Annotated in this window: 20 protein-coding genes and 1 tRNA gene; 8 read left to right on the top strand and 13 right to left on the bottom strand. The window is 46.7% G+C overall.

The window, feature by feature from the left end; all coding sequences use genetic code 11:
• Position 1: 1 nt before the first annotated feature.
• From ICN42_RS06645 to ICN42_RS06630, 4 genes are read right to left on the bottom strand one after another with little or no spacing between them, the layout of a single operon-like run.
• Positions 2 to 2,347, bottom strand: a complete 2,346-nt coding sequence (locus ICN42_RS06645; protein ID WP_216252425.1) for a RelA/SpoT family protein — start codon at positions 2,345 to 2,347, stop codon at positions 2 to 4.
• A 15-nt stretch (positions 2,348 to 2,362) separates the two neighbouring features.
• Positions 2,363 to 2,566 carry a DNA-directed RNA polymerase subunit omega gene (rpoZ, locus tag ICN42_RS06640; protein ID WP_011902918.1) on the bottom strand — a complete coding sequence of 68 codons (204 nt, stop codon included), beginning with the start codon at positions 2,564 to 2,566 and terminating at the stop codon, positions 2,363 to 2,365.
• Positions 2,567 to 2,611: 45 nt separating this feature from the next.
• Positions 2,612 to 3,262, bottom strand: coding sequence for a guanylate kinase (gene gmk / locus ICN42_RS06635; protein WP_216252424.1), 651 nt, complete (start codon positions 3,260 to 3,262; stop codon positions 2,612 to 2,614).
• A 21-nt stretch (positions 3,263 to 3,283) separates the two neighbouring features.
• On the bottom strand, positions 3,284 to 4,225 hold the full coding sequence (locus tag ICN42_RS06630; protein ID WP_216252422.1) for a YicC/YloC family endoribonuclease: 942 nt from the start codon (positions 4,223 to 4,225) through the stop codon (positions 3,284 to 3,286).
• 33 nt (positions 4,226 to 4,258) lie between these two features.
• Between ICN42_RS06630 and rph the strand changes: the two genes are divergently transcribed.
• Genes rph through hemW form a run of 3 tightly spaced genes read left to right on the top strand, consistent with a single transcriptional unit; the run spans position 4,259 to position 6,789 of the window.
• A complete protein-coding gene (gene rph, locus ICN42_RS06625; protein WP_216252420.1) occupies positions 4,259 to 4,990 on the top strand; it encodes a ribonuclease PH in 732 nt (243 codons plus the stop codon).
• 10 nt (positions 4,991 to 5,000) lie between these two features.
• On the top strand, positions 5,001 to 5,600 hold the full coding sequence (gene rdgB, locus ICN42_RS06620; RefSeq protein ID WP_216252417.1) for an RdgB/HAM1 family non-canonical purine NTP pyrophosphatase: 600 nt from the start codon (positions 5,001 to 5,003) through the stop codon (positions 5,598 to 5,600).
• Entirely contained in the window at positions 5,584 to 6,789 is a 1,206-nt protein-coding gene (gene hemW, locus ICN42_RS06615) for a radical SAM family heme chaperone HemW (RefSeq protein ID WP_216252991.1), read from the top strand. The genes rdgB and hemW overlap by 17 nt, the downstream gene beginning before the upstream one ends.
• A 30-nt stretch (positions 6,790 to 6,819) precedes the next feature.
• Here the strand turns inward: hemW and ICN42_RS06610 are convergent, their stop codons facing one another.
• Both ICN42_RS06610 and ICN42_RS06605 read right to left on the bottom strand, forming a co-directional pair.
• Positions 6,820 to 7,632, bottom strand: coding sequence for an enoyl-CoA hydratase/isomerase family protein (locus ICN42_RS06610; RefSeq protein ID WP_216252415.1), 813 nt, complete (start codon positions 7,630 to 7,632; stop codon positions 6,820 to 6,822).
• Positions 7,633 to 7,709: 77 nt separating this feature from the next.
• On the bottom strand, positions 7,710 to 8,708 hold the full coding sequence (locus tag ICN42_RS06605; protein WP_216252414.1) for a tripartite tricarboxylate transporter substrate binding protein: 999 nt from the start codon (positions 8,706 to 8,708) through the stop codon (positions 7,710 to 7,712).
• A gap of 81 nt (positions 8,709 to 8,789) precedes the next feature.
• Between ICN42_RS06605 and ICN42_RS06600 the strand changes: the two genes are divergently transcribed.
• Positions 8,790 to 10,004, top strand: coding sequence for a CaiB/BaiF CoA transferase family protein (locus tag ICN42_RS06600; protein ID WP_370626005.1), 1,215 nt, complete (start codon positions 8,790 to 8,792; stop codon positions 10,002 to 10,004).
• A gap of 63 nt (positions 10,005 to 10,067) precedes the next feature.
• Here ICN42_RS06600 and ICN42_RS06595 read toward each other — a convergent pair whose 3' ends face one another.
• The 5 genes from ICN42_RS06595 to ICN42_RS06575 all read right to left on the bottom strand — a co-directional run bounded on the left by ICN42_RS06595 (position 10,068) and on the right by ICN42_RS06575 (position 15,281).
• Positions 10,068 to 12,170, bottom strand: a complete 2,103-nt coding sequence (locus ICN42_RS06595; RefSeq protein WP_216252402.1) for an alkyl/aryl-sulfatase — start codon at positions 12,168 to 12,170, stop codon at positions 10,068 to 10,070.
• Positions 12,171 to 12,260: 90 nt separating this feature from the next.
• Entirely contained in the window at positions 12,261 to 13,703 is a 1,443-nt protein-coding gene (locus ICN42_RS06590) for a sensor histidine kinase (protein ID WP_216252400.1), read from the bottom strand.
• A 49-nt stretch (positions 13,704 to 13,752) separates the two neighbouring features.
• A complete protein-coding gene (locus tag ICN42_RS06585; protein ID WP_255539269.1) occupies positions 13,753 to 14,427 on the bottom strand; it encodes a cytochrome b/b6 domain-containing protein in 675 nt (224 codons plus the stop codon).
• Positions 14,424 to 14,891: a diheme cytochrome c gene (locus tag ICN42_RS06580; protein ID WP_255539268.1), complete on the bottom strand. Its 468-nt coding sequence runs from the start codon at positions 14,889 to 14,891 to the stop codon at positions 14,424 to 14,426. The genes ICN42_RS06585 and ICN42_RS06580 overlap by 4 nt, the downstream gene beginning before the upstream one ends.
• Positions 14,892 to 14,897: 6 nt before the next feature.
• A complete protein-coding gene (locus ICN42_RS06575; protein WP_216252398.1) occupies positions 14,898 to 15,281 on the bottom strand; it encodes a DUF1924 domain-containing protein in 384 nt (127 codons plus the stop codon).
• A gap of 234 nt (positions 15,282 to 15,515) precedes the next feature.
• Between ICN42_RS06575 and ICN42_RS06570 the strand changes: the two genes are divergently transcribed.
• From ICN42_RS06570 to ICN42_RS06560, 3 genes are all read left to right on the top strand, one after another.
• Complete coding sequence (locus ICN42_RS06570; RefSeq protein WP_216252396.1) at positions 15,516 to 16,097, top strand: hypothetical protein; 582 nt, start codon at positions 15,516 to 15,518, stop codon at positions 16,095 to 16,097.
• A gap of 163 nt (positions 16,098 to 16,260) precedes the next feature.
• Positions 16,261 to 17,343: an RCC1 domain-containing protein gene (locus ICN42_RS06565; RefSeq protein WP_216252985.1), complete on the top strand. Its 1,083-nt coding sequence runs from the start codon at positions 16,261 to 16,263 to the stop codon at positions 17,341 to 17,343.
• A gap of 8 nt (positions 17,344 to 17,351) precedes the next feature.
• On the top strand, positions 17,352 to 19,190 hold the full coding sequence (locus ICN42_RS06560) for a multicopper oxidase family protein (RefSeq protein ID WP_216252394.1): 1,839 nt from the start codon (positions 17,352 to 17,354) through the stop codon (positions 19,188 to 19,190).
• A 41-nt stretch (positions 19,191 to 19,231) separates the two neighbouring features.
• Here ICN42_RS06560 and ICN42_RS06555 read toward each other — a convergent pair.
• Together ICN42_RS06555 and ICN42_RS06550 are read right to left on the bottom strand one after the other, a co-directional pair.
• Positions 19,232 to 19,321 (bottom strand) — tRNA-Ser (locus ICN42_RS06555).
• A gap of 20 nt (positions 19,322 to 19,341) precedes the next feature.
• Positions 19,342 to 20,478 carry an NAD(P)/FAD-dependent oxidoreductase gene (locus ICN42_RS06550; RefSeq protein ID WP_216252391.1) on the bottom strand — a complete coding sequence of 379 codons (1,137 nt, stop codon included), beginning with the start codon at positions 20,476 to 20,478 and terminating at the stop codon, positions 19,342 to 19,344.
• Positions 20,479 to 20,618: 140 nt separating this feature from the next.
• Between ICN42_RS06550 and pgi the strand changes: the two genes are divergently transcribed.
• Positions 20,619 to 22,115: a glucose-6-phosphate isomerase gene (pgi, locus tag ICN42_RS06545; RefSeq protein WP_216252389.1), complete on the top strand. Its 1,497-nt coding sequence runs from the start codon at positions 20,619 to 20,621 to the stop codon at positions 22,113 to 22,115.
• The last annotated feature ends 34 nt before the right edge of the window (positions 22,116 to 22,149 follow it).

Raw genomic sequence — 22,149 nt, 5'->3', positions numbered from 1 at the left:
CTTAGCCGACACGAACCCGGGTCACACGCATGACATCGTGGTTAGTACGCAAGCTACGCATGACTTTGGAGAGATGGAATCGGTCTGATACTTGAATGGTGAAACGAATAGTGACAGCATCTTCTTTGTAGCGGTCATCCATGGACACATTCATGATGTTGGAGTCAGCAGCAGTCACACTACTGGCCACTCTTGCCAACACCCCTTTACCTTGACGCGTATCGATTGCGAGATCCACCTCAAATTCTCGGTTGACCTCTTTACCCCACTCGACTTCGACCCACTTATCACTGTCCTTGGAGAGCATTCTAAGGGCCACTGGACAGTCGTTAGTGTGAACCTGCAATCCCTCACCCTTACCAAGATAGCCGATGATGTTATCGCCTGGAATCGGATGGCAGCAGGTTTGAAAGCTAATGGAATTACCTTCGCGACCATCTACCAAAATAGCCTGACGCTGATGATGGTGAGAGGTAATTTCTTGCTGGGGAGAAACCCAGTCTGCCGCGCCCAAGCGCATTTGCTCTGAACCACCCTCATCATCAATCAAAATCTTCAAGCGAATTGCCAACTCTTGAGGGGATCGGCGACCCAAAGCAATATTGACGCAGGCTTCTTCCCGCGTTTTATCGCCAGTCCAATGTAATAACTTTTCCCAGATCTCTGGAGATAGCAGTCCCGCATCCACTCCCTGCTGACGCAAAGCATTAGCAAGCAGACGCTCGCCTAACTGCAAAGACTCGGCATAGTGCTTAGTCTTCAGTGAATGACGAATGGAGGCGCGAGCTTTACCAGTTCGGACAAATGCTAACCAGCCTGGATTTGGCTGCGAGTTGGACGATGTCACTACTTCAACGATATCGCTGTTCTTTAGCTCGCTTCGTAAAGGCAGCTGCATGCCATTAATCTTGACGGCTACACAAGTATTACCCACATCACTATGAATAGAGTAAGCAAAGTCTAGGGCAGTAGCACCACGCGGTAAGGCTCTGATCTGCCCTTTCGGCGTAAATACATAAACCGCGTCCGGGAACAAATCAATTTTGACGTGCTCTAAGAATTCTTGTGAATCACCACTACTATCTTGAATATCAATTAATGATTGCAACCATTGGTGTGCACGATTTTGCACCTCACTCATATCAGGAGTGCCGTCTTTATAAGCCCAATGCGCCGCAACACCAGCCTCAGCCACTGCATGCATATCACCCGTACGGATCTGAAACTCTACAGGCACACCTGATGGGCCTAATAGCGTCGTATGCAAAGACTGATAGCCATTGAGCTTGGGGATCGCAATGTAATCCTTAAATTTTCCAGGCATCGGCTTATAAAGCGCGTGCAAAATACCCAAGGCTCGATAGCACTCATCAATCGAGTGAACGGTAACTCTAAATGCATAAACATCGAGCACCTGAGAAAAACTCAAATGCTTGCTGCGCATTTTGCTGTAAATACTGAAGAGGGTTTTTTCGCGACCTTGCAGATCAACCTCAAGATTGGCTTTTGCGAAAGCCATCCGGGCATTCTGCAAAATCTTCTCTACCATTTCCTTACGATTACCACGTGCCCGCTTCACGGCACCTTCGATGACTCTGAAGCGCATTGGCATGGAGTAGCGGAAACTAAGATCTTGTAAGTCGCGATAAATAATATTCAGACCGAGACGATGGGCAATCGGCGCATAAATCTCAATAGTCTCAGCCGCAACCCTACGACGCTTTTCCATTGGGACAGCATCTAGGGTGCGCATATTGTGAGTTCGGTCAGCCAGCTTAACTAGAATTACCCGGACATCCCGCGCCATCGCCATAAACATCTTGCGAAAGCTCTCGGCTTGCGCTTCGGCATGACTCTGAAACTCCAACTTATCGAGCTTAGTCAATCCCTCTACTAGCTCCGCCACTTTGCTACCAAACTTGCCAACCAGGTCTGCTTGCGTACAGCCCGTATCTTCAATCACATCATGCAATAAGGCCGCCATGATGGAAGACGCATCCAAACGCCAGGTAGCGCAGAGTTCGGCTACCGCGACAGGATGAGTTATGTAAGGTTCGCCACTATGACGGTACTGACCTAGATGGGCAGCATCGGCAAAATTAAAAGCTGACCTAATGAGAGTAATCTCTGTTGGCTTAAGATAAGCCAACTTAGAAATCAATCCTTCAATCGAAACAACTTGATGCTTTAGTGGCAGTGTTGGCGCAGAGGTAGGGCCAAATAAATGTCGGCTCGATTGAGCCAACAAAGTCGCGATGATGGAAGACTTAGCGCTACTAGCGGTCTCTTTAGGCGAGACCTTACCTTTTGATTCCGATGTGTTTGGGTCGCCTAAGGGGAGCTCCACAACGGAACCCCTGAATTACAAAGGTACTTTGGTCAACATGTCACGGTCAGTTACACCAGCAGCAACTTCACGCAACGCAACAACAGTTGCTTTATCTCTGGACTCAACACGTGGGGAGTGACCTTGAACCAATTGACGTGCGCGATATGTCGCAGCCAATACGAGCTCAAAACGATTAGGGATAGTTTTTAGACAGTCTTCTACAGTAATACGGGCCATGCTGAACTCACTTAAATTTAGCTTCAATACCTATAGGATAACTGATTAGACCCCAAGGCGCCTTAAAAGCGCAGGGTTACGAGCCATAATCGGCCCTGAGCGCAGACGGCTGGCTGCGACCACATGGCGCAAATCAATTAAAGCCTGCTCAAAATCGTCATTGATCACAATGAAATCCGCCTCATGGGCATGCTGGAGCTCTAAATGCGCTGCAGCCAATCTTCTCTGAATAGTTGCCTCATCATCCTGCCCTCGCTTACGCAAGCGCTCCTCAAGAGCCTCAAATGAAGGTGGGAAGATGAAAATCCACTGCACCTCTGGAATGATTTGGCGAATCTGCTGAGCTCCCTGCCAGTCGATCTCAAGCATCACATCGCGCCCGGTTTTCATCTGGGTTTCAATCCAAGCTTTTGAAGTGCCGTAAAAATTACCGTGCACTTCTGCATGCTCCAGGAAATTATCTTGGTCGCGTTCAGCTACAAATGCTTCTCTTGTAATAAAGCGGTAGTCTTTGCCGTCCACTTCACCCGGTCTAGGTGAACGTGTTGTGGTTGAGAGAGAGAGCTTGAGCGCTGGATCTTCCTGCAATAAAGCATTGACTAAGGATGACTTACCAGCGCCTGAAGGAGCAACGATCATCAACATGCTACCTTGGTAGGCAGGAGAGAGATTGGGTTTAATTTTAGGGCTGGCCATAATGATTTATTTGAATATCAATTACTCTAAATTTTGCACCTGTTCACGCATCTGCTCAATTAAGAGCTTGAGCTCTAGAGCGGCTTGTGTACATTCTTCTGAAACTGATTTGGAGCTTAAGGTATTGGCTTCTCGGTTTAGCTCTTGCATTAAGAAATCTAAACGCTTACCCGCTGGCCCTTTACCTGCAAGCGCAGTATCTACGGCTTGAAGATGGGTCTTAAGGCGGGCAAATTCTTCTGCCACATCGATACGAACGGCGTAGAGCACGACCTCTTGACGAATACGCTCCATCAACTCAGTGCCAGACCCGCTACTACCTTTTCCCTGCTCTTGAGCGGCTAATGCCTCAGCCAGACGCTCAGTGAGTTTCCCTTGATACTGGGCAACGTAGACGGGTACTTTAGGTTCAATTACCTTAACAATCTCACGCATCTTGGTAGTGATGTTCGTTAAAACTGCTACCAAGGCCTTACCTTCCGCATGACGACTATCCATTAATTCGGCTAAGGCAGCGCGACCGGCCTCCACCGTGGCGGCAATCCAACCCTCTTCTTCACCCCTAGGTTCGGAAACAATCCCTGGCCAGCGCAAAATATCAGCGATTCGCAATGCTTCGGCATTAGGAAAGGCGACCTGAGCATGCTCCTGAAGGGTATAGAGGGCATCTAGGCGATCTTTATTAAGGGCACCTAAGGCATGTGGGTTGGCCTTAGCGGCCCCAGCAGCACCCGCATTGACCCTCCAAGCGGCCCGGAACTCCACCTTGCCCCGAGAAAGGCTTTGAGTAGCCATTTCTCGTAAGGCAGGCTCTGCCCCACGACACTCGTCCGGAAGACGAAAGCCCAAATCCAGAAAGCGGCTATTAACAGCCCGACATTCCACTTGCAGATCAGCCACAACGCCAGCTCCTAGGGAGACTTGGCGAGAAGCGCTGCCATAACCAGTCATGCTCGATATCATATGGACATTGTAGATCTTTAGGACCAAACCCCCATGACTAAGCACAACATCACCCGCCCTAGTGGCCGCACTCCGACGCAGTTACGCCCCGTGAGCATCAGTCGTGCTTTTACTAAGCACGCGGAAGGTTCTGTTCTGATTGCGTTCGGCGACACCAAAGTGCTCTGCACAGCCAGCATTCTTGAAAAAGTACCTCCACACAAAAAAGGCTCTGGCGAAGGTTGGGTTACTGCGGAGTACGGGATGCTCCCACGCTCTACTCATACCCGTAGCGATCGTGAAGCAGCCCGCGGTAAACAGTCTGGTCGTACGCAGGAGATCCAGCGCTTGATTGGCCGCGCGATGCGCAGTGTTTTCGATTTAAAAGTTTTGGGTGAAAGAACTATTCACTTGGATTGCGATGTTTTGCAGGCAGATGGCGGAACTAGAACAGCATCGATTACTGGCGCTTATGTAGCGGCCCGCGATGCAGTAAATACGCTTCTTCAAAGTGGCGCACTCAAAGCTGACCCCATCATCGATAGTGTTGCCGCGATTTCCGTTGGTATTTATCAGGGCGTGCCCGTACTCGATTTAGATTACCCAGAAGACTCTTCTTGCGATACCGATATGAATGTCGTCATGACAGGTAAAGGTGGCATGATTGAAGTGCAAGGCACTGCTGAAGGCGCCACTTTTTCCCGCGATGAATTAAATGCCCTATTAGATCTTGCGCAAGAAGGCATACGTGATTTAACTCAGCTGCAACAAGAAGCATTTAAATAAGGTTGTGATTGTGCAAAAGCTGGTTCTCGCCTCGAATAATGCGGGCAAAGTTCGCGAGTTTCAGGAACTCTTGGCGCCTTTCCATTTTCAAATCATCCCGCAAGGTGAGCTGGGTATTCCTGCGGCAGAAGAGCCGCACCATACTTTTGTTGAGAACGCCCTAGCCAAAGCACGTCATGCTAGCGCTGCAAGCGGATTACCCGCCCTTGCAGATGATTCAGGAATTTGCGCACACGCATTGGATGGCGCTCCAGGTGTTTACTCAGCTCGCTATGCTGGCGCTGATGGGGACAATGCAGCTAACAATCAAAAGTTGATTGCAGCACTCCAAGGGGAAGTTAATCGTGGGGCACATTACGTCTGCGCGCTCGTCATGGTCAATAGCGCCAATGATCCAGAGCCCTTGATTGTCCAGACCCGTTGGTATGGCCAAATCATTGATGATGCTAGAGGGGAATATGGCTTTGGTTATGACCCGCACTTTCTTCTACCAGGGCTTGGTAGCACTGCCGCTCAACTAGAGCCATCTGAGAAAAATCTCATCAGCCATCGTGGCCAAGCATTACGCGAACTCATCGCACAACTTCAGCACCGTGCAAAATCCGCTTAAGCCTGTTTTGGCAACTACGCCAAAACTCACCGCTCTGCCCCCACTGTCTTTGTACATTCATTTTCCATGGTGTGAAAAGAAGTGCCCTTATTGCGACTTTAATTCTCATCAAGTCAAAGATGCTGACAAGAATTCAACTGGGCAAGGCTTTGATGAGTCACGCTATATCAAAGCGCTCATTGCCGATCTAGAGACAGAGCTACCCCGTATTTGGGGTCGTCAGGTGCACAGTATTTTTATTGGCGGCGGCACACCCAGCTTGCTATCAGCCAATGGTATGACTGAATTGCTCTCAGCAATTCGGGCACGTGTGAACTTAGAGCCTGACTGCGAAATCACCATGGAGGCAAATCCTGGCTCGGTTGAGGCGGAAAAGTTTGCGGGCTTTGCTAAAGCAGGAATCAATCGCGTCTCCTTGGGCATTCAGAGCTTTCAGGATGAACAACTTAAAGCTTTGGGGCGCATCCACAACGGTGACGAAGCCAAGCGTGCTATTGCAATTGCGCTACAGCATTTCAAGTCAGTCAATCTCGATTTAATGTTTGGCTTACCGAACCAAACTCTAGAAGCTGCGAAGGCCGATATTGAAACCGCCCTTTCCTTCAAGACGCCACACCTATCCTTCTACAACCTCACCCTTGAGCCCAATACTTACTTTGCCACCTTTCCGCCTAAGCTCCCCAGCGAGGATGAAATTGATGCGATCTTTGAGCAAAACTTAGCACTGCTAGAAGCGGCAGGTTATCGTCGTTACGAAGTGTCTGCCTACGCCCAGAAAGATCAGGAGTGCAAACACAACTTGAATTACTGGCGTTTTGGAGATTACATTGGTATTGGTGCAGGAGCGCATGGCAAGGTCTCTTTCCCAGACAAAATTACGCGTCAAGTGCGAGAACGTCATCCAGAAACCTATATGCAGGCAATGGAGACTCAGGGCAATGCTTTGATTGAGGCACGAGAAATTCCCGCTAAAGATCTTCCTTTTGAGTTCATGCTCAATACATTGCGCCTGACCGATGGTGTCGACACCATTACCTTTAGCGAGCGCACTGGGTTGCCACTCAATGTGGTATCCAAAGGATTGGATGAGGCTAGTAAAAAAGGTTTACTCGATCTAAACCCGAGCAAGCTAAAAGCTACTGAACAAGGTTTGCGCTATCTCAATAATTTACAAGAGCTGTTTTTGTAAGGCTCAGAAAGTAAGACTCAGAAATTCTGATTACTTACCAGTCCAGATGGGTGGCCTCCCATCCAGAAATGCAGCAACCCCATTCTTAAAGTCCTCACTGCCATAGCACTCCCGAATGAGATCATTGCAATCAGGTAAGTTATTTTTAATCAATCTCGCAAGGGTTTGTTTGCTGGATTTCTGTGTAATGGGCGCTAACTGCATTAAACGGTCCGCCAACTGATTTGCCTCATACTCTAGCGCCTCAGCAGGATAAGTTGCCAAGAGGTAACCCTGATTGAGTAGCTCTTGTGCAGTAACAAGCTCGGCCAATAGCAGCATGCGCTTCACAATACTCACTCCGAGATGCGCCAAGAGCCAGGCGACATTAGCGGCAGACAAACAATTGCCCAATGTCTTGGCAATAGGCACTCCAAAGCGAGCTTCTGGCGTGGAGATTCTGAAATCACAGCAACTAGCGATCGCAAGGCCTCCGCCAACTGCCATGCCATCAATCACAGCAATCGTCGGAATGGGCAATGTCGCCAGAGGAGTCAGGTATTGATCGATACCTTGTTCGTACAAAATCCCATCCTCGCCCGAGCTAAAGCTGGAGAACTGAGCGATATCACTGCCAGAGACAAAAGATTTGCCACCAACGCCTCGCAAAATAGCGACTCGTGCTGTCGAGTTCTTGGCTAAATTTTCACAAATCGATTGCAGGCTCTGATACATCCCGACGGTCATTGCATTACGAGCGGCAACATGATCAAAGCTAATATAAGCAATGTTATTGCGAAGCTCTAGGCGAACTTCAGCAATACGGTCTGAATTAGTATCTTTTGTATCTTTGGCTGTGGTCATAAAATAAACCCCCCCTCATTCAAGAGAGAGGGTTGTTAAATACTATAGCGCAGTTGGATCAATTGCAGGCAATCGAATTATTCAGCTTTGATATTGAGACTCTTTACTAGGCGCTGATATTTCGCTAACTCACCTGCCAAGAACAAGCTGAAAGCAGCAGGCGTAGCTGGACCCTCTGGTTGTAGACCCTGAGCATCTAATGTTTTCTTAATCTGAGGATCATTCATTGCCGCTCTCACCGCCTGATCAATCTTGTTTACTACCGCAGGATCCATCGCTTTAGACCCCATCACGGAGTACCAATTAGTGACATCAAATCCATTGATGCCGACCTCACTAAAGGTAGGCACATTCGGCAAGATAGAAAGTCGTTTCGGGGTTGAGATAGCCAAGGCCTTCAAGCTGCCCTCTTTAATCTGCTGGAGATTTGGTGGCAAGGTATCGAAGTTCATAGTAATTTGGCCACCAAGCAAGTCGATAATGGCTTGGCCACTACCTTTATAAGGAACGTGGTTTAACTGGATACCTGCAATCTTGGCAAACAAAGCGCCTGCCAGATGTTGAGTGCTGCCGATTCCAGATGATCCGTAAGTCATTTGACCTGGGTTCGATTTAGCCAAGGCAATCAATTGCGCCACAGAATTGACTGGCAAAGAAGCCTTCACAACCAATACATTGGGAACATAGCCCAAATAAGTAATCGGTGTGAAATCGGTAGCCGGATTGTATGGAACACTCTGCAATACATATGGTGCAATGGCGTTGGAATTAGAGTGACCAACCAGTAAGGTATATCCATCTGGATTGGATTTCGCTACCTGATCTGCTGCAATTGTCCCCGCTGCACCAGACTTATTTTCAACGATGACGCTTTGCCCCAGAATTTCACCCATCTTGGGAGCAATGGCGCGAGCAACAATATCGGTTCCGCCACCAGGAGCAAATCCAACGATTAAACGAATGGGTTTAGTTGGGTAATTTGTTTGAGCGCTAACAGAGAATGGCAATGCGCCACAGATGCCTAGCACCAAGAAAGCAAGGCCACTCAAAATCCGCCGAGGGGATTTATTGATCATACAGTCTCCATTTATTTGTTTTATATTCAGGGCTATCAATTAGCATTGCAATATAAACATATAAAAACAATTGAGACAATGATGAAAACACCTATCAGCAAGCCTTTACCCTTGGCTGGCGTCCGAGTTCTTGACGTGAGTCAAGTAATGGCCGGACCCTACTGCTGCATGTTGCTCGCCGACCTCGGTGCAGACGTCATCAAAATAGAGCCGCCCGGCACCGGGGATCAAACTCGTGGCGCGATGGGTTTCAAGATGAAAGGTTCAGACAGCATGGGCTTTCTGAATATGAATCGCAACAAGCGGAGCGTGACGCTCAATCTCAAAACTGATGCTGGTAAAAAAGTATTCTTTAAGCTTATTAAAACTGCAGATATCTTGGTCGAGAACTATCGTCCTGGTGTGATGAAAAAACTGGGCATTGATTACCCGTCACTAAAGAATATCAATCCAGGCTTGGTGTACGCCAGCATCTCCGGCTTTGGGCAAACAGGGCCATGGGCAGATCGGCCCGGCTTTGATCTGATGGCGCAAGCAATGTCAGGGGTTATGAGTGTGACGGGCTACCCAGATGGTCCTCCCGTAAAAGCTGGTGTTCCAGTAGCAGATATTGGTTGCGCCCTCTTTGCAGTCTATGGAATTTTGTCCGCCTATATTGGTAAAACTAAATCCGGCGAGGGTCAATTTATCGACGCCTCTCTATTTGACTCTGCATTGGCATTCTCCATCTGGGATACAGCGCAATACTGGGGCACAGGCGTTGAACCCTATAAGCTGGGCACAGCCAATCACATGAGTGCGCCCTATCAGGCTATGAAAGCCTCTGATGACTACTTTGTGATGGGCGCTACCAATCAAAAGCTTTGGAAATTACTTTGCGACACGATTGGTCGCCCAGAATTATTTGAGGATCCTCTTTTTAGAACTAATCCGCTACGCTTAGCCAATCGTTTAATTCTGGCAAGCGAGCTTGAAAAGACCTTCATCACCAAAACTAGCGAGGAATGGGTTGAACTTCTTTTGGCAACTGGAATTCCAGCCGGACCGATCAATACCTATCCTGAAGCATTTGATAGCGAGCATGGCAAGCATCGCAAAATGCGTATGGAGATTGATCATCCAATTGAAGGTAAGGTTCCCAATATTGGATTTGCAGTCAAGATGATGGGCACACCACAACAAGTCTTGAGGCACCCCCCACTACTTGGGGAGCATACCCATGAGCTACTCAAGGAGCTCGGGATTAGCGGTGATGAACTCAAGACCCTTGAAGATGGTGGCGCCTTTAATCCCTGAGCAAGAATTGATAAAGAAAAAAAGGGACTCCGAGGAGTCCCTTTAATTTGATGCGGATTGCCTTTACTCACCAGCAGTAATAGCCATCTCCTGCGCCTCAAATGGGTCTTTATTGGGCTTAACAGGGGCTGCCTTTTTAGCCTTGGTACCAGGCATTAATTCAAAGTCTGGAGTAAAGGTAGTTAGAGTGCTACGTAATTGCTCGAATGCCTTGCGATCACCCTCAAACTTCACCTTACCTTCAGCTTGCAGCTTGTCAAAAGTAGTTTGACCACCCATCACTTTTTCCAAATCACTGCGATTAATCACAATGGTTAGTGTTGGATTCTTGGCCTGCTGTCCTTTGATGTTGGTCAAAGCAGAGTTACTCATTTCAACTACAAACTTCTCACCATTGTCTGGGGTATCAAGATTGATGACAAACTTCATACCAGCGGCTTTTTTACTATCCATACTGATAGCCAAAGAATTTAGCCAAAGCTCAGTCGTCATGGCTTTAATCATGTCTGGGCCATTAGACTTGGGTGATGCACCAGATGGCATGCCATGCCGTAACTCGTAAGCAGCTCCCAAGAAACTATTGCGCACACTAGGGCTTTCCTTTTGGTAGCCAATTTGCTCAAAAATATCAGCAAGCAAATCTTTAGCGGCAGTATTGTTAGGTTCTGCGTAAACCAATTTATTCATAATCTCCATGGCTTCGCGGTACTTGCCCTGGTTGTATAGCTGCTTACCTTTGGCCATAATTTTTGCGGAACCACCCATCATCTCGACATAGAGTGGCGCAGAGTCTTTTGGCGACAAAGGAATCAATGTTGCCGGATTTGCATCCCAGTAACCTAAATAGCGATTAATGACAGCGCGGCTATTGTGCTCTTCGGAGCCATGGTAACTATGCGCAGCCCATTGAGACTTCAAACTCTCTGGTTGCTTGTAGACGTTATGCACTTCATTAATGGTCACACCGTTGTTAGCCAAATGCAGTACTTCGTTATTCAAGTGCGCATAGCTATCACGCTGCGTACGCATCACTTCCTGAATACGCTCATTACCCCAACGTGGCCATGAGTGTGAGGCAAACATCACTTGCGCTTCATTGCCGTAACGGTATAAAGAGTTATTAATGTTCTTGGACCATGCCAAAGCATCACGCACTAGTGCGCCGCGCAAGGTGTAAATATTATGAATAGTTCCGGTAATATTCTCAGCAGCCCAGAATGCCTTGAACTGCGGGAAATACGTATTCATCTCAGCTGGCGCTTCAGTGCCTGGCGTATTTTGAAACTCCATCTCAACGCCATCTACTGTCATCTTTTCGAACGGCTGATTGATGTAGACATTAGGCTCGATCAGACCCAGATTGCCTGCTGCGGTATTTTTACCAATCGATTGGTCAACGTGACCGAACGGGCTACGGGGTAATAAAACGCCATACTGAAAATACATTCGGCGAGTCATGGCATTACCGGCATAGACATTCTCAGCTACCGCGTGATCCATAAAGCCAGCGGGTGCAATTACTTTTACCTTGCCACTTTTCACATCAGCCTCATCCACAACTCCGCGCACCCCACCAAAGTGATCGCCATGAGAGTGCGAATACACTACCGCAACAACGGGGCGTTTGCCTAATTTTTCATTTACCAATTCAAGTGCTGCACGTGCAGTTTCTTTAGCAGTTAATGGGTCAAAAACGATCCAGCCAGTGTCGGTTTTAATAAAGCTAATGTTGGCTAGGTCAAAGCCGCGAACCTGATAGATTTTTCCTGGAACCACTTCATATAAGCCATAACCCATATTGAGGATGGCTTGACGCTGTAAGGAAGGATGCACGCTATCAAAATCTTTGCCCTGAAGTAAAAACTCATAGCTACCCATATCCCAAGCCACGTTACCAGCGTCAGCCATGATGGTCTTGTAAGCAGGTGCCGCAATAAAACCTTTCTTAGACTCTTCAAAGTCACGCTTATCCTCGAATGGCAAGGTTTTACGCAAGCCATTTTGGAGGTCAACAGTAAAGGTTGATGGCGCCTTACCCTTGGGATCAAAATGCTTACCCTGCATGGCGCCTGGATCCACTACCACCCCACCCCCGCCAGCGGCAAATACAGAATTAGCAGAAATTAGGGTAATCGCAATTGCAATATAAGTAAGTTGAGTTTTCATGGGTTTCCTAGCTTAAAAGCAAAAAAATGGCAGATTTGCTTAATTTAAAGAGAGCCTTTGCTGGTGGCAATTAGCCTTAGGGCTAATAAATTAGTCCTGAGCAAGGGGCAGGAAAACAGTAAAACGAGCCCCACCATCCGGCACATCTTCGTAATGAATATGCCCACTATGGCGCGTCACAATATGCTGACAAAGCCATAAACCTAAACCCATGCCAGTTTTTTTAATTGAGCCATTAAACAACTCAAATAAATGGGGCTGAACTTCGGGATCGACGCCATTGCCATTATCTGAAAAAATCAGCTCTATGCCGTCATCTACATCTCGGGTTTCCATGATGAGCGTTTTATTGGGCCTATCGGATTCGGATAAAGCCTCAATTGCATTGTTCATTAAATTTAAAATTACTTGTTGCACTTCACTGCGACTGACTTTAATTAAAACGGTTGAAGTTAAACGCAACACAATTTGAATATTTTTAGCATGGACTTGAGAATGCGCAATCTGCAAAACGGATTGAATAAGATCTTTTACATCGACCTCCTCAACCCCAGTCTTTTCATCAGAAAAAATGGATCTCAACGATTTGATAATATTTGCGGCGCGTTGATTGTCGGCAAGTAATGCAGTGAGTACTTCCTGGTTTTGCTCGGCAGTTAAATTTCCATCTGATAATTTCTTTTGCAAAAACTGGATATTGAGCTGAGATGCGCCTAAAGGCTGATTTAGTTCATGAGCAATGGAAGCCGATAAGGCGCCTGTTGCTGCGGTTTTGTTAGCCTTAAGTAAGTTAGAGATTAAACGTTCGCGCTCTACCAACAAAGATTTAATTTCTTGGTTTTCACTCTCAGTTCTTACATTCGCAAAGGCGATCTTCTCAGACCAGTATCCGCCCAACGCGATGTATGAAAGCGTATTCATCACCAGCTGAGTTACGGTAAGAAGAATCAGCAATTGAGGAATTTGCTCCACCTGGCGAATGGTTAATCCCGATGCAAGCAAAACAAATATGCGACTTAGTGCGAAAAATAATTCAGCTGTAGTGGCGTACTGTAAATAAATTAGCTGCTGCGAGGGCGCCGATCTTCTTTTTTCTTTAAGCTCAATAATTTGCCAGATAAAAAATATGCTAGCAATAATGCACATGAAAGCAGTACGGCCTTCAAATGTGCCATATATACGCATCCATTCAAAAGCAGGTATGAAAATAAATACCGATGCTATGAAGGCGTACTTAATAGGATTGCTAATTGGCTTAACGAGTGACCTGCAAAATAAAAATTGCAGGGTAGCCGCTATATAAAACAATGTATTCGATACGGTGAAATTGAATTCTGGCCTTGCTACATCCTCAATCGTGACAATTCCTGTTCCGAACGTGGTTAAAGCCAAAATACTGATCACCAACGAGCCTAACCAATATGAGCTTGGCTTAACTGCGTTTTGGGAGCGATAGTAATGGTAGACGCCTAACAATAAGCCAAGTTGAATAGTGGCAAGTATGTAGAAATACAGGGCGATCAAAAGCTTCATACACTCTATCGTACAGGGAGTAGACCTTTAACCAATAGGTGCCTGATCTCTACTGAGTTAATCCAGGCAAGGATCCGCCAACAACTAAGTAGAAGAAATACAGTGCCCCCATTAATATCATGGAGCCAATCAGATATTGCGGATACCGAATGCCCTGCTCTGGGAAGCCTTTTTTCTTACCGGTCACCATCGATCTCACCAGATTTTGCTTTTCAATCACGCTCACCCCAATCGCCGCGATGATGTGAACTACAACTATTGCGAGCGCTATGCTAGCGACTGCCTCATGAATCTCGGATACAAAACCCCCCAGGAACTCTTTGACCGTTAGGTAGCCTGTGAAGCCAATAAGCAATATCAACAGCATGAGAGCAAACATCACCAAGCCACCAGCGGGGTTATGCCCAACATCATGATGCGGATGGCCACGAAGCATGGCCAGAAAGTGCCCCAATACGGCCCGCGGGCTTTTCAGAAACTGGGTAAATCGAGCATATCTTGTTCCAACTAGACCCCACACCAAGCGGATCAATACCAGCAGACAGGCGGTATAGCCAAACGCATAGTGAATCATGGCTAGTCGCTCACTCTCAGAAGTAAGCCAGGCACCTGCGAAACAAATCACTAGTAGCCAGTGAAACACTCGCACTGGCATATCCCATACCAAAATCATTTCCCGCGTTTTGCCAGTAGTGCCAATTAAGTCAGTTGCTTGATTGTTCATTTTGTAGGAATCTTTATATTGTTTTCACTGAAGATGCCATTAGCGGCATCGATATGACAAGCACCACAGTTTGCCGGGCTTTTTATGCCCGCCCTCTTCCAAACCTCAGGCCTAATCTCATCATGCTTACGAATAAACCACGCAGTTTTAGTAATTCGATTATCTGGGGCAGTCTCCTTGTATTTCTGACGAGTAGTCGCATTCTTTACTAACCAAGCAGTAAGCTCAGCCTGTGTTTTTTGATCCACGCTGGCATCTGTACCAAAGTGTTTTGACAAGCTAGACATGACGTTTTTCCAACTCTGCTCACTTAATAAGCCAGGTGGATAGGCCATGTGACAACTTGCACACTCTGCCTCATACGAAGCTGGTGCATCAGCAGGCATTGGCATCTTCGCTGCAAAGGCAGAAGAAGCTAAGAGTAAGAGGTAGATGGCAATGTAATGCGTATATTTGATTTTCATAGGGACTTATTTAACCGTCATTAACCAGGAAAGCACATCAGCCTTTTCTTGTGCAGTGCATTCTCGACCGAGTACATCGTTGCAATTTCGCTTAAACCACTTCTCAGTCTTAGCTTCATCGGTGAAGCGTGCAGGATTAGCACTTGGGGCCAAGGGTTTAATCACCTTACCAGTAACAATATGTTTGGTGTCGTGATTGGGGGGATTTTCATGGCAGGATGCGCAACTCCATTCCTTGCCATGCTTGGTGTTGAAAAATTGCTCTCCCCTGGCAGGAGAGGCTTTGCCAGACTGAGCTTCATAAGACTTTAGCAAATCGGATGGTGTCGCCGCACCAGCAGAAAGTGTTAAGCCTATTAAGGCGGACCCCAAAAATGACTTCAAAAACATATATATTCCTATTAGTCTGTATGCTTAGTATGCGCCATGGATGTGACAGATTATTTGGGTAAATAAGCAAAATAGTCGGGTATTTTGAGTTAAATCAATAAATCTAGATGAAAAAATGGTTCTGATAATTCACATGAGTAATACAATCTCAATAAATGCCGAAAACTGCATTTATCAATTACTGCATTACCGCTTAAAGGTGATGTGACTCAATATCTTAAGGATCAAATTATTATGAAAAAAATTATTATTGCCATCGTCATTGTTGCTATTGCAATTGGCGCTTACCTCGTACTTACCAAACCAAAGGCACCTATCGCTGGCGTAGCTGCTCAAGAAGCCGCTCTTATTTATGACGGTGAAGTGATCAAGATTGATGCTGCAACTCGCACTGTCACTCTTAAAAACAAAGATGGCGAAACCTCTATCGTTGCCGGTCCTGAAGTAAAGAACTTTGCTGAAATTAAAGTGGGTGACCGTTTTGATGTGGTCTACGAACTCGCTGTAGCGATTGAATTGGTTAAAGTGAAAAACCCAGGCGCGACTAGTGAGCAAGTTACAACTAGCACTGCTACTGCCCCACAAGGCGATAAGCCAGGCATGATCACTACCAACACCATCACGGCAACTGCCAATGTTGAAGCAATTGATGCAGCAAAAAATATCGTGTCTTTAAAGGGCCCACAAGGCAACATCTTCAAAGTTAAAGTTCAGAATCCTGACTTGATGAAAGACATTGCTGTAAATGACCAAGTTAAAGTGGTTTACACAGAAGCGATTGCTGCCGTAGTAAGCGCACCAGCTGCTAAGAAGTAACGTAGGAATGTAGTAGTTCTTTTCTAGCCACTAGAAAGACAAAACCCCAGCAGGTAATTGCTGGGGTTTTTTATTTAGTAGAAATGCGTCACATCTGGTTACAAATTGCATTAAATGAAATACCCAGCTATTCTTCAGGAACAATATAGTCAGGGTCATATTAATGCGTAATGCGCCATATCAAGTCTTACAGGTCGGCTGCGGCCGTGACCATGTCATTGCCCTTCTTTCCTCAGGAAAAATGATGGCATGGGGAGGCATTGGAAGTGGAAGAACTATTGATGGTCCAACAGATATCTGTGCAACCCCCCTCGCCTTAAATCGTCCCATTGAAATCAATGCCAGCTTTAAACTAAAACTAGTATCAGCTGGATTTGGCATCAATCTGGGTTTAACAGAAAATAATAAGGTTGTATCTTGGGGAAATTCTTCAATAGGCATTGGTGGCAATAACCAATCAGTCGCAATCTCAGATCCAGAGTTACTGCCAAACCTGCCCGATGCAAAGATGATTGCATCGGGTGAGCACAACTTTGCAATCGTCGACTTAGAAGGACGTGTACATACATGGGGCATGAATGTAGATGGTGTTTTAGGACGTCCCACTGCCCAGCTGAATACCGGACCAGATGTGATCAAGGACCTGCCTCCCATTAAGTCGATTGTTATGAGTCAAGGCTCTGTATTTACCCTATCAAAAGAGGGTGATATTTTTGTTTGGGGAAGTAATAGCGCGGGCCAATTGGGCCTAGGTAATTTGGAGTCTCAATCGAAGCCCGTGCAAATGATTACCTCTATGAAGCCGGCCGCCCTAGCAGCTGGCGCTACTCATGTATTAGCCCTATCACCCGCTGGAGAGGTATTTGCTTGGGGTAGCAATAATAAGGGTCAGCTAGGTACAAAAGCAGTCAACTACTCACCAGCACCTATAAAACTGGACCTTCCAGAAAAGATCTCAGGAATCACTGCAGGTTTACATTTCTCTCTAGCCTTATCCAATACAGGGAATATTTATGCCTGGGGTTGGAATGGGTTTGGTCAGCTTGGTCTTGGGGATTCCATTGATAGATTCCAGCCAACCATGATTAAGAACTTAGCGGCTGTGAAATCGATTTCTGCCGGACATACATATGTTGTAGCCCTCACATCAAAAGATCTTTTAGGTTGGGGCAACAATAGCTCTGGTCAAATTGGTAGCACTAGCTCAAAAGTAAGTCGCCCCAATTCATTTCTTTCTATTGCTTAAGGTCTGATATGAAACCGGCAAACTATAAACCTGTTACTCGTCGTGATTTTCTGCAACTTGGTATTTCACTTTCGGCTGGCCTTGCGCTACCTCCACTACTTTCCTCCTGCGGAGGTGGTAGCAATGGTGATGGGACAACAGCACCCATACAAACTTTTGTACAACCTCAGGCCCTTCAGTCTGTTAATGGTTTGCTCGATGTCTCGCTATCAGTTTCTTATCTTGACACCACTATCGGCACTGCAAATCCAGCTGTCACCCAAAACGTATCCCTAAGAGCATACGGAATATCTGGTGGTCAAGCCGTTATTACTGGACCGACTTTAATGGTTAATGCCGGTGACACCCTGCGTATCAAGCTAAACAACTCGCTACCCGCAAACCCACCCATCAAACCTTTAAATCCAAGCTATTTGGGCTACCCAAACAATACAAACATGCATACGCATGGTTTACATGTTTATCCGGGGATGTTTAACTCCTCCCTTTATGGAGATTACGTAGTTGATGGCCTCGGACAGGGCGTTGCACCAGGCGAGAGTCGTCAATACCAATATAACATTCCGTCAAATCATCCTAATGGCCCATTTTGGTATCACCCCCATCTTCACGGTGCAACAGCCATGCAGGTGGCGAGCTTCATGTCTGGGGCCTTAATGGTTCGCGGACCGGTAGACAGCGATCCAGAAATGGCAGCAGCTACTGAATTAATTTTTATGTTTCAGGCCCCTTATTACTCCGGCAATGGCAATAAAAATTACGGAGTATCCACGGGTAAGTTGGAAAGTTTTTCTCAAGTAGCAGACAACCCATCAGCCGGAAGTCCCGTATTAATAAATGGTGTACGGCGCCCTCGCATTGTGATGCAAAGTGGTGAGGTGCAGCGGTGGCGATTCATTAATACACAAATCTTCAATCCACTTAGCTTAAGTTTAGATAGTCATACCATGCGTAGGTATACGATAGACGGTTATCCACGCGCCTTATATCAAAACTTTGCTTCTGGCACCGGAATTAAATTAGATGCCGGCGCTAGGTCATCCGTTATTGTTCAGGCAGGCATTCCAGGCACATACTATCTCCGAACACTGAGCGTTAGCGCCTCTGCATTAGGCGTTGTTCCGGAAGATATTTTGGCTGAAATTGTAGTTGTAGCCCCGCCTAATCTAATGCGTATCCCCGCTGAACCGCTCCCAGTAACAGACTTTCTGGCGCCTATCACAGAGGCGGAGCTTGCAGCCCATGGTGGCATGAAACGAAATATCGTTTTTCGAGCAATCAGCAATGCACTACTAAATACCTCTCTAGCTCCCGCAGCCGCCAAGCTTTCTCCCATTACAGAAGCTCCAGCAAGTGGCCTTCTATCCCCTGGGGCTGAGTTAAGAGACTGGGTCTACAACACTGATTTAACCTCGGTAATGAACACTGTTTTTTCGGTTGGATCTGTCGCGACAACTACCCCAACTACCTCAACTGCCTCAACTGCCCCAGTGACACCCACAGCTACAACAAATCCAAGCCAATACTTTCCATTTCAATCTGCTAGCGCAATTACTCAAACTGTGCCCTTAAATAGCGTTGAAGAGTGGACCGTTTACAACATGAATTCAGTAGGACATCCATTTCATATTCACGTCAACCCAATGTACGTTATTAAGATTAATGGGCAACCAGTCACCCCTTTTTGGTGTGATACCTTAGCGCTTCCAGTGGGTGGCACTCCATCTAACCCAACTTCGATTACCTTCCGCTCACGCTTTAGAGATTTCACCGGGCCCTATGTAATGCATTGCCATATGTTGGTTCATGAGGATTTGGGGATGATGCAGGGTGTTACAGTAACCTGAGATTGATCCAACAAGAAATTGATTGCTGGAGTTTCTATATTTGGCGGAAGAGGTGAGATTCGAACTCACGGAGGACTTTCATCCTCGCCAGTTTTCAAGACTGGTGCATTCAACCGCTCTGCCACTCTTCCTTTGCGATTTGAGTTATAGATTATAGAGAACTTTTGATTTGCACCTCTAAATGCTGGGCAATTGCCAAACAAGAGGTTAAGCCTGGGGACTCAAAGCCATACAGATTAAATAAGCCCTGCAGTTGATGCTGCTGGGGCCCTTCAAAGTAAAAGTCTCCTGCCGGAGCATTTGGCGGCACGATTTTGGCCCTGACACCCGAGTAATCTGCCTGCAAAGCGCCATCCTGAAGACCTGGCCAATATTGCCTTACTGCGGCATAAAAGGCTTCGCCCCGCTGGGGGTCAACCGAATAGTTAATCTGACTTTCCTCGTCAATATCGAGCCATTCCACATCCGGACCAAACTTCGCCTGAGCACCCATATCCAAGGTGAGATGAACACCTAAACCGCCAGGTTCAGGAATGGGATAAATCAAATGGCCAAATGGAGATTTTCCGGATAGGGAGAAGTAATTCCCTTTGGCGAAGTAGGCCTTGGGTATTTGATCTTTTGCCAGACCTTCAATTTTTTGGGCCAGCGCTGGGGCACTGAGTCCTGCGCAGTTAATCAGTAACTTTGTTTGAATCGTCATGCCATCAGCACCACAAATTGTCAACTCAAAGCCACCTTCAGCATGATTGCCAATGGGTTTAGCGCTGAGCAATGGTGATTGATAAGCAACCATGCCACCAGCATCCTCAAAACCTCCCAATAAGGACAGCATTAGCCCGTGGCTATCCACTACGCCTGTAGAGCTTGAAAGTACCGCTGCCTCACAGTGCAATTGGGGCTCCAGTGCCTTGGCCTGCGCTCCAGAAATCATTTTGATATCAGGGACCTGATTGTTTTGGGCTTTATACAAAATCGCCTGAAGATCATCTAGCTGATTAGAATCTGTAGCCACAATTAATTTGCCATAGGCCTGAGTGCTGACTTGATGACTGCGGCAGTATTCGTATAAGAGGCGATTACCTTCTACGCAGAGCTTGGCTTTGAGAGAATCTTTTGGGTAATAAATTCCTGCATGAATGACTTCACTATTACGCGCACTGCTAATGGTTCCAAAGGCGGCTTCCCGCTCGAGCAAAATAGTCTCTCGGCCTTGCAACGCCATCTCGCGAGCAACGGCCAAACCAACCACTCCAGCGCCCACTACCACGCAATCAACCTGCTCCATCCCGCTTTTCCTGACCTGATTTCAGATATATATCAATTTTGTAATGACTTTTGCCACAGCGAAAGCCTTTATATTGCTCAAATCGTAACATTTTCAGTGTTTTAAGGGGATCTTGATGCCCTTATTGATAAAATCTAGAAATGTCTGCGCAAGCCCAATTAGCCACCCAAACTATTCATTCAGCCCTTGATGTGGTGCTAGACACCGCCTATCAAGGGATAAGTGCTGATGACTGGAAAAAACTCTTTACTACTGCTCGCCAAAGTGGCCTGGAGCAATTCATTGTTGATCTGTTCGCTGGCAAGCACATCAATAAGAGCGAAGATCGCCCCGCTCTACATTCCGCCCTTCGCAATCTGAGCAAAACTCCTGTATTCATTAACGAGGTTGATGTAATGCCAGCAGTTTCTGAGGTTTGGCATCGCATTAAAGCGCTTTGCAATAAATGGGTTGGTGTAACCGATGTCATTCATATCGGTATTGGTGGATCAGATTTTGGCCCTCGCCTTGCCATTGAGGCTTTAGCCCATGTTCCCAGTATTGAAAGCCGTGGCATGCGTATGCATTTCTTAGCCAATATTGATACCGCTGAGCTAGCTCGCATCTTGGCGCGCGCTCAACCACATAGCACCCGCGTCATCGTGGTCTCGAAGTCATTCACGACGCTAGAGACATCCATGAATGCTAAAGCAGTAGTTGCGTGGCTCAAAGACAGTGGCTGCACTAAGAGTCAAATTACTCATGCCTTATATGCTGTGACTGCCAACATCGCCGCTACCAAAGAATTCGGCGTCAGTGAAGAAAATATCTTCCCCTTTTGGGATTGGGTCGGCGGCCGTTACTCGGTGTGGTCGGCAGTTGGCCTGCCGATCGCTTTGCAATACGGCTTTGAAACTTTCAAACAGTTTCTGGCAGGTGCAGAAGCTATGGATCTGCATTTTAAGAATGCGCCTCTTGAAGAAAATCTGCCAGTCATCATGGCGCTCTCTTTACTGCACCAGCAAGAGAAACATGACATCAAAGCGTATGCCGCCATCCCCTATGCAGATGCGCTAGATTGGTTTCCGAAGTGGTTGCAACAGCTCGATATGGAAAGCAATGGCAAAAGTGTTGATCGCGATGGTAGACCCGTCAAGCACTCTTCCCCCGTTGTATTTGGCAGCGCTGGCAGCAATGCGCAGCACTCGTATTTCCAACTCTTTCACCAAGGTACAGAAATCATCCCTATTGATTTCATTGCAGTGCGCGAGCCGATGAGCGATCGTCCTGAAGCTGTAGCGCATCACCGCATTCTGCTATCGAATTGCTTGGCGCAAGCGCAGGCTTTAGCTAATGGTAAAGACGATAGCAACCCCAATAATGTGTATCCGGGCAAGCGCCCAAGCAATCTCTTGCTACTACCCAAACTGAATGCTTTTTATCTCGGTGCCCTACTTGCCTTATATGAGAACCGCACGGCAACATTAGGTGCGCTCTGGAATATCAATAGCTTTGATCAGCCCGGTGTGGAATATGGCAAAGTATTGGCTAAGCCGATTGAGAAAGCTCTAGCAAGCCATCAGAATGATATTCAGGCAAGCGCAGATATTGACGCTGTTACTGCCGCCCGCATTAATCTACTAAATTCTAATAACTAGTTATCACTCTGGTAATACCTGAGTGTGTTTACTA

This window comes from Polynucleobacter sp. 71A-WALBACH (genome assembly GCF_018882365.1).
Lineage (GTDB): Bacteria > Pseudomonadota > Gammaproteobacteria > Burkholderiales > Burkholderiaceae > Polynucleobacter.
This window is presented reverse-complemented; position numbering and strand designations above follow the sequence as displayed.

Bases quoted from the DNA above. Each gene is read 5' to 3' on its own strand.
- rpoZ (WP_011902918.1), bottom strand. From the start codon at position 2,566: ATGGCCCGTATTACTGTAGAAGACTGTCTAAAAACTATCCCTAATCGT.
- gmk (WP_216252424.1), bottom strand. From the start codon at position 3,262: ATGGCCAGCCCTAAAATTAAACCCAATCTCTCTCCTGCCTACCAAGGT.
- ICN42_RS06630 (WP_216252422.1), bottom strand. From the start codon at position 4,225: ATGATATCGAGCATGACTGGTTATGGCAGCGCTTCTCGCCAAGTCTCC.
- rph (WP_216252420.1), top strand. From the start codon at position 4,259: ATGACTAAGCACAACATCACCCGCCCTAGTGGCCGCACTCCGACGCAG.
- ICN42_RS06610 (WP_216252415.1), bottom strand. From the start codon at position 7,632: ATGACCACAGCCAAAGATACAAAAGATACTAATTCAGACCGTATTGCT.
- ICN42_RS06605 (WP_216252414.1), bottom strand. From the start codon at position 8,708: ATGATCAATAAATCCCCTCGGCGGATTTTGAGTGGCCTTGCTTTCTTG.
- ICN42_RS06600 (WP_370626005.1), top strand. From the start codon at position 8,790: ATGAAAACACCTATCAGCAAGCCTTTACCCTTGGCTGGCGTCCGAGTT.
- ICN42_RS06595 (WP_216252402.1), bottom strand. From the start codon at position 12,170: ATGAAAACTCAACTTACTTATATTGCAATTGCGATTACCCTAATTTCT.
- ICN42_RS06590 (WP_216252400.1), bottom strand. From the start codon at position 13,703: ATGAAGCTTTTGATCGCCCTGTATTTCTACATACTTGCCACTATTCAA.
- ICN42_RS06585 (WP_255539269.1), bottom strand. From the start codon at position 14,427: ATGAACAATCAAGCAACTGACTTAATTGGCACTACTGGCAAAACGCGG.
- ICN42_RS06580 (WP_255539268.1), bottom strand. From the start codon at position 14,891: ATGAAAATCAAATATACGCATTACATTGCCATCTACCTCTTACTCTTA.
- ICN42_RS06575 (WP_216252398.1), bottom strand. From the start codon at position 15,281: ATGTTTTTGAAGTCATTTTTGGGGTCCGCCTTAATAGGCTTAACACTT.
- ICN42_RS06570 (WP_216252396.1), top strand. From the start codon at position 15,516: ATGAAAAAAATTATTATTGCCATCGTCATTGTTGCTATTGCAATTGGC.
- ICN42_RS06565 (WP_216252985.1), top strand. From the start codon at position 16,261: ATGCGTAATGCGCCATATCAAGTCTTACAGGTCGGCTGCGGCCGTGAC.
- ICN42_RS06560 (WP_216252394.1), top strand. From the start codon at position 17,352: ATGAAACCGGCAAACTATAAACCTGTTACTCGTCGTGATTTTCTGCAA.
- ICN42_RS06550 (WP_216252391.1), bottom strand. From the start codon at position 20,478: ATGGAGCAGGTTGATTGCGTGGTAGTGGGCGCTGGAGTGGTTGGTTTG.
- pgi (WP_216252389.1), top strand. From the start codon at position 20,619: ATGTCTGCGCAAGCCCAATTAGCCACCCAAACTATTCATTCAGCCCTT.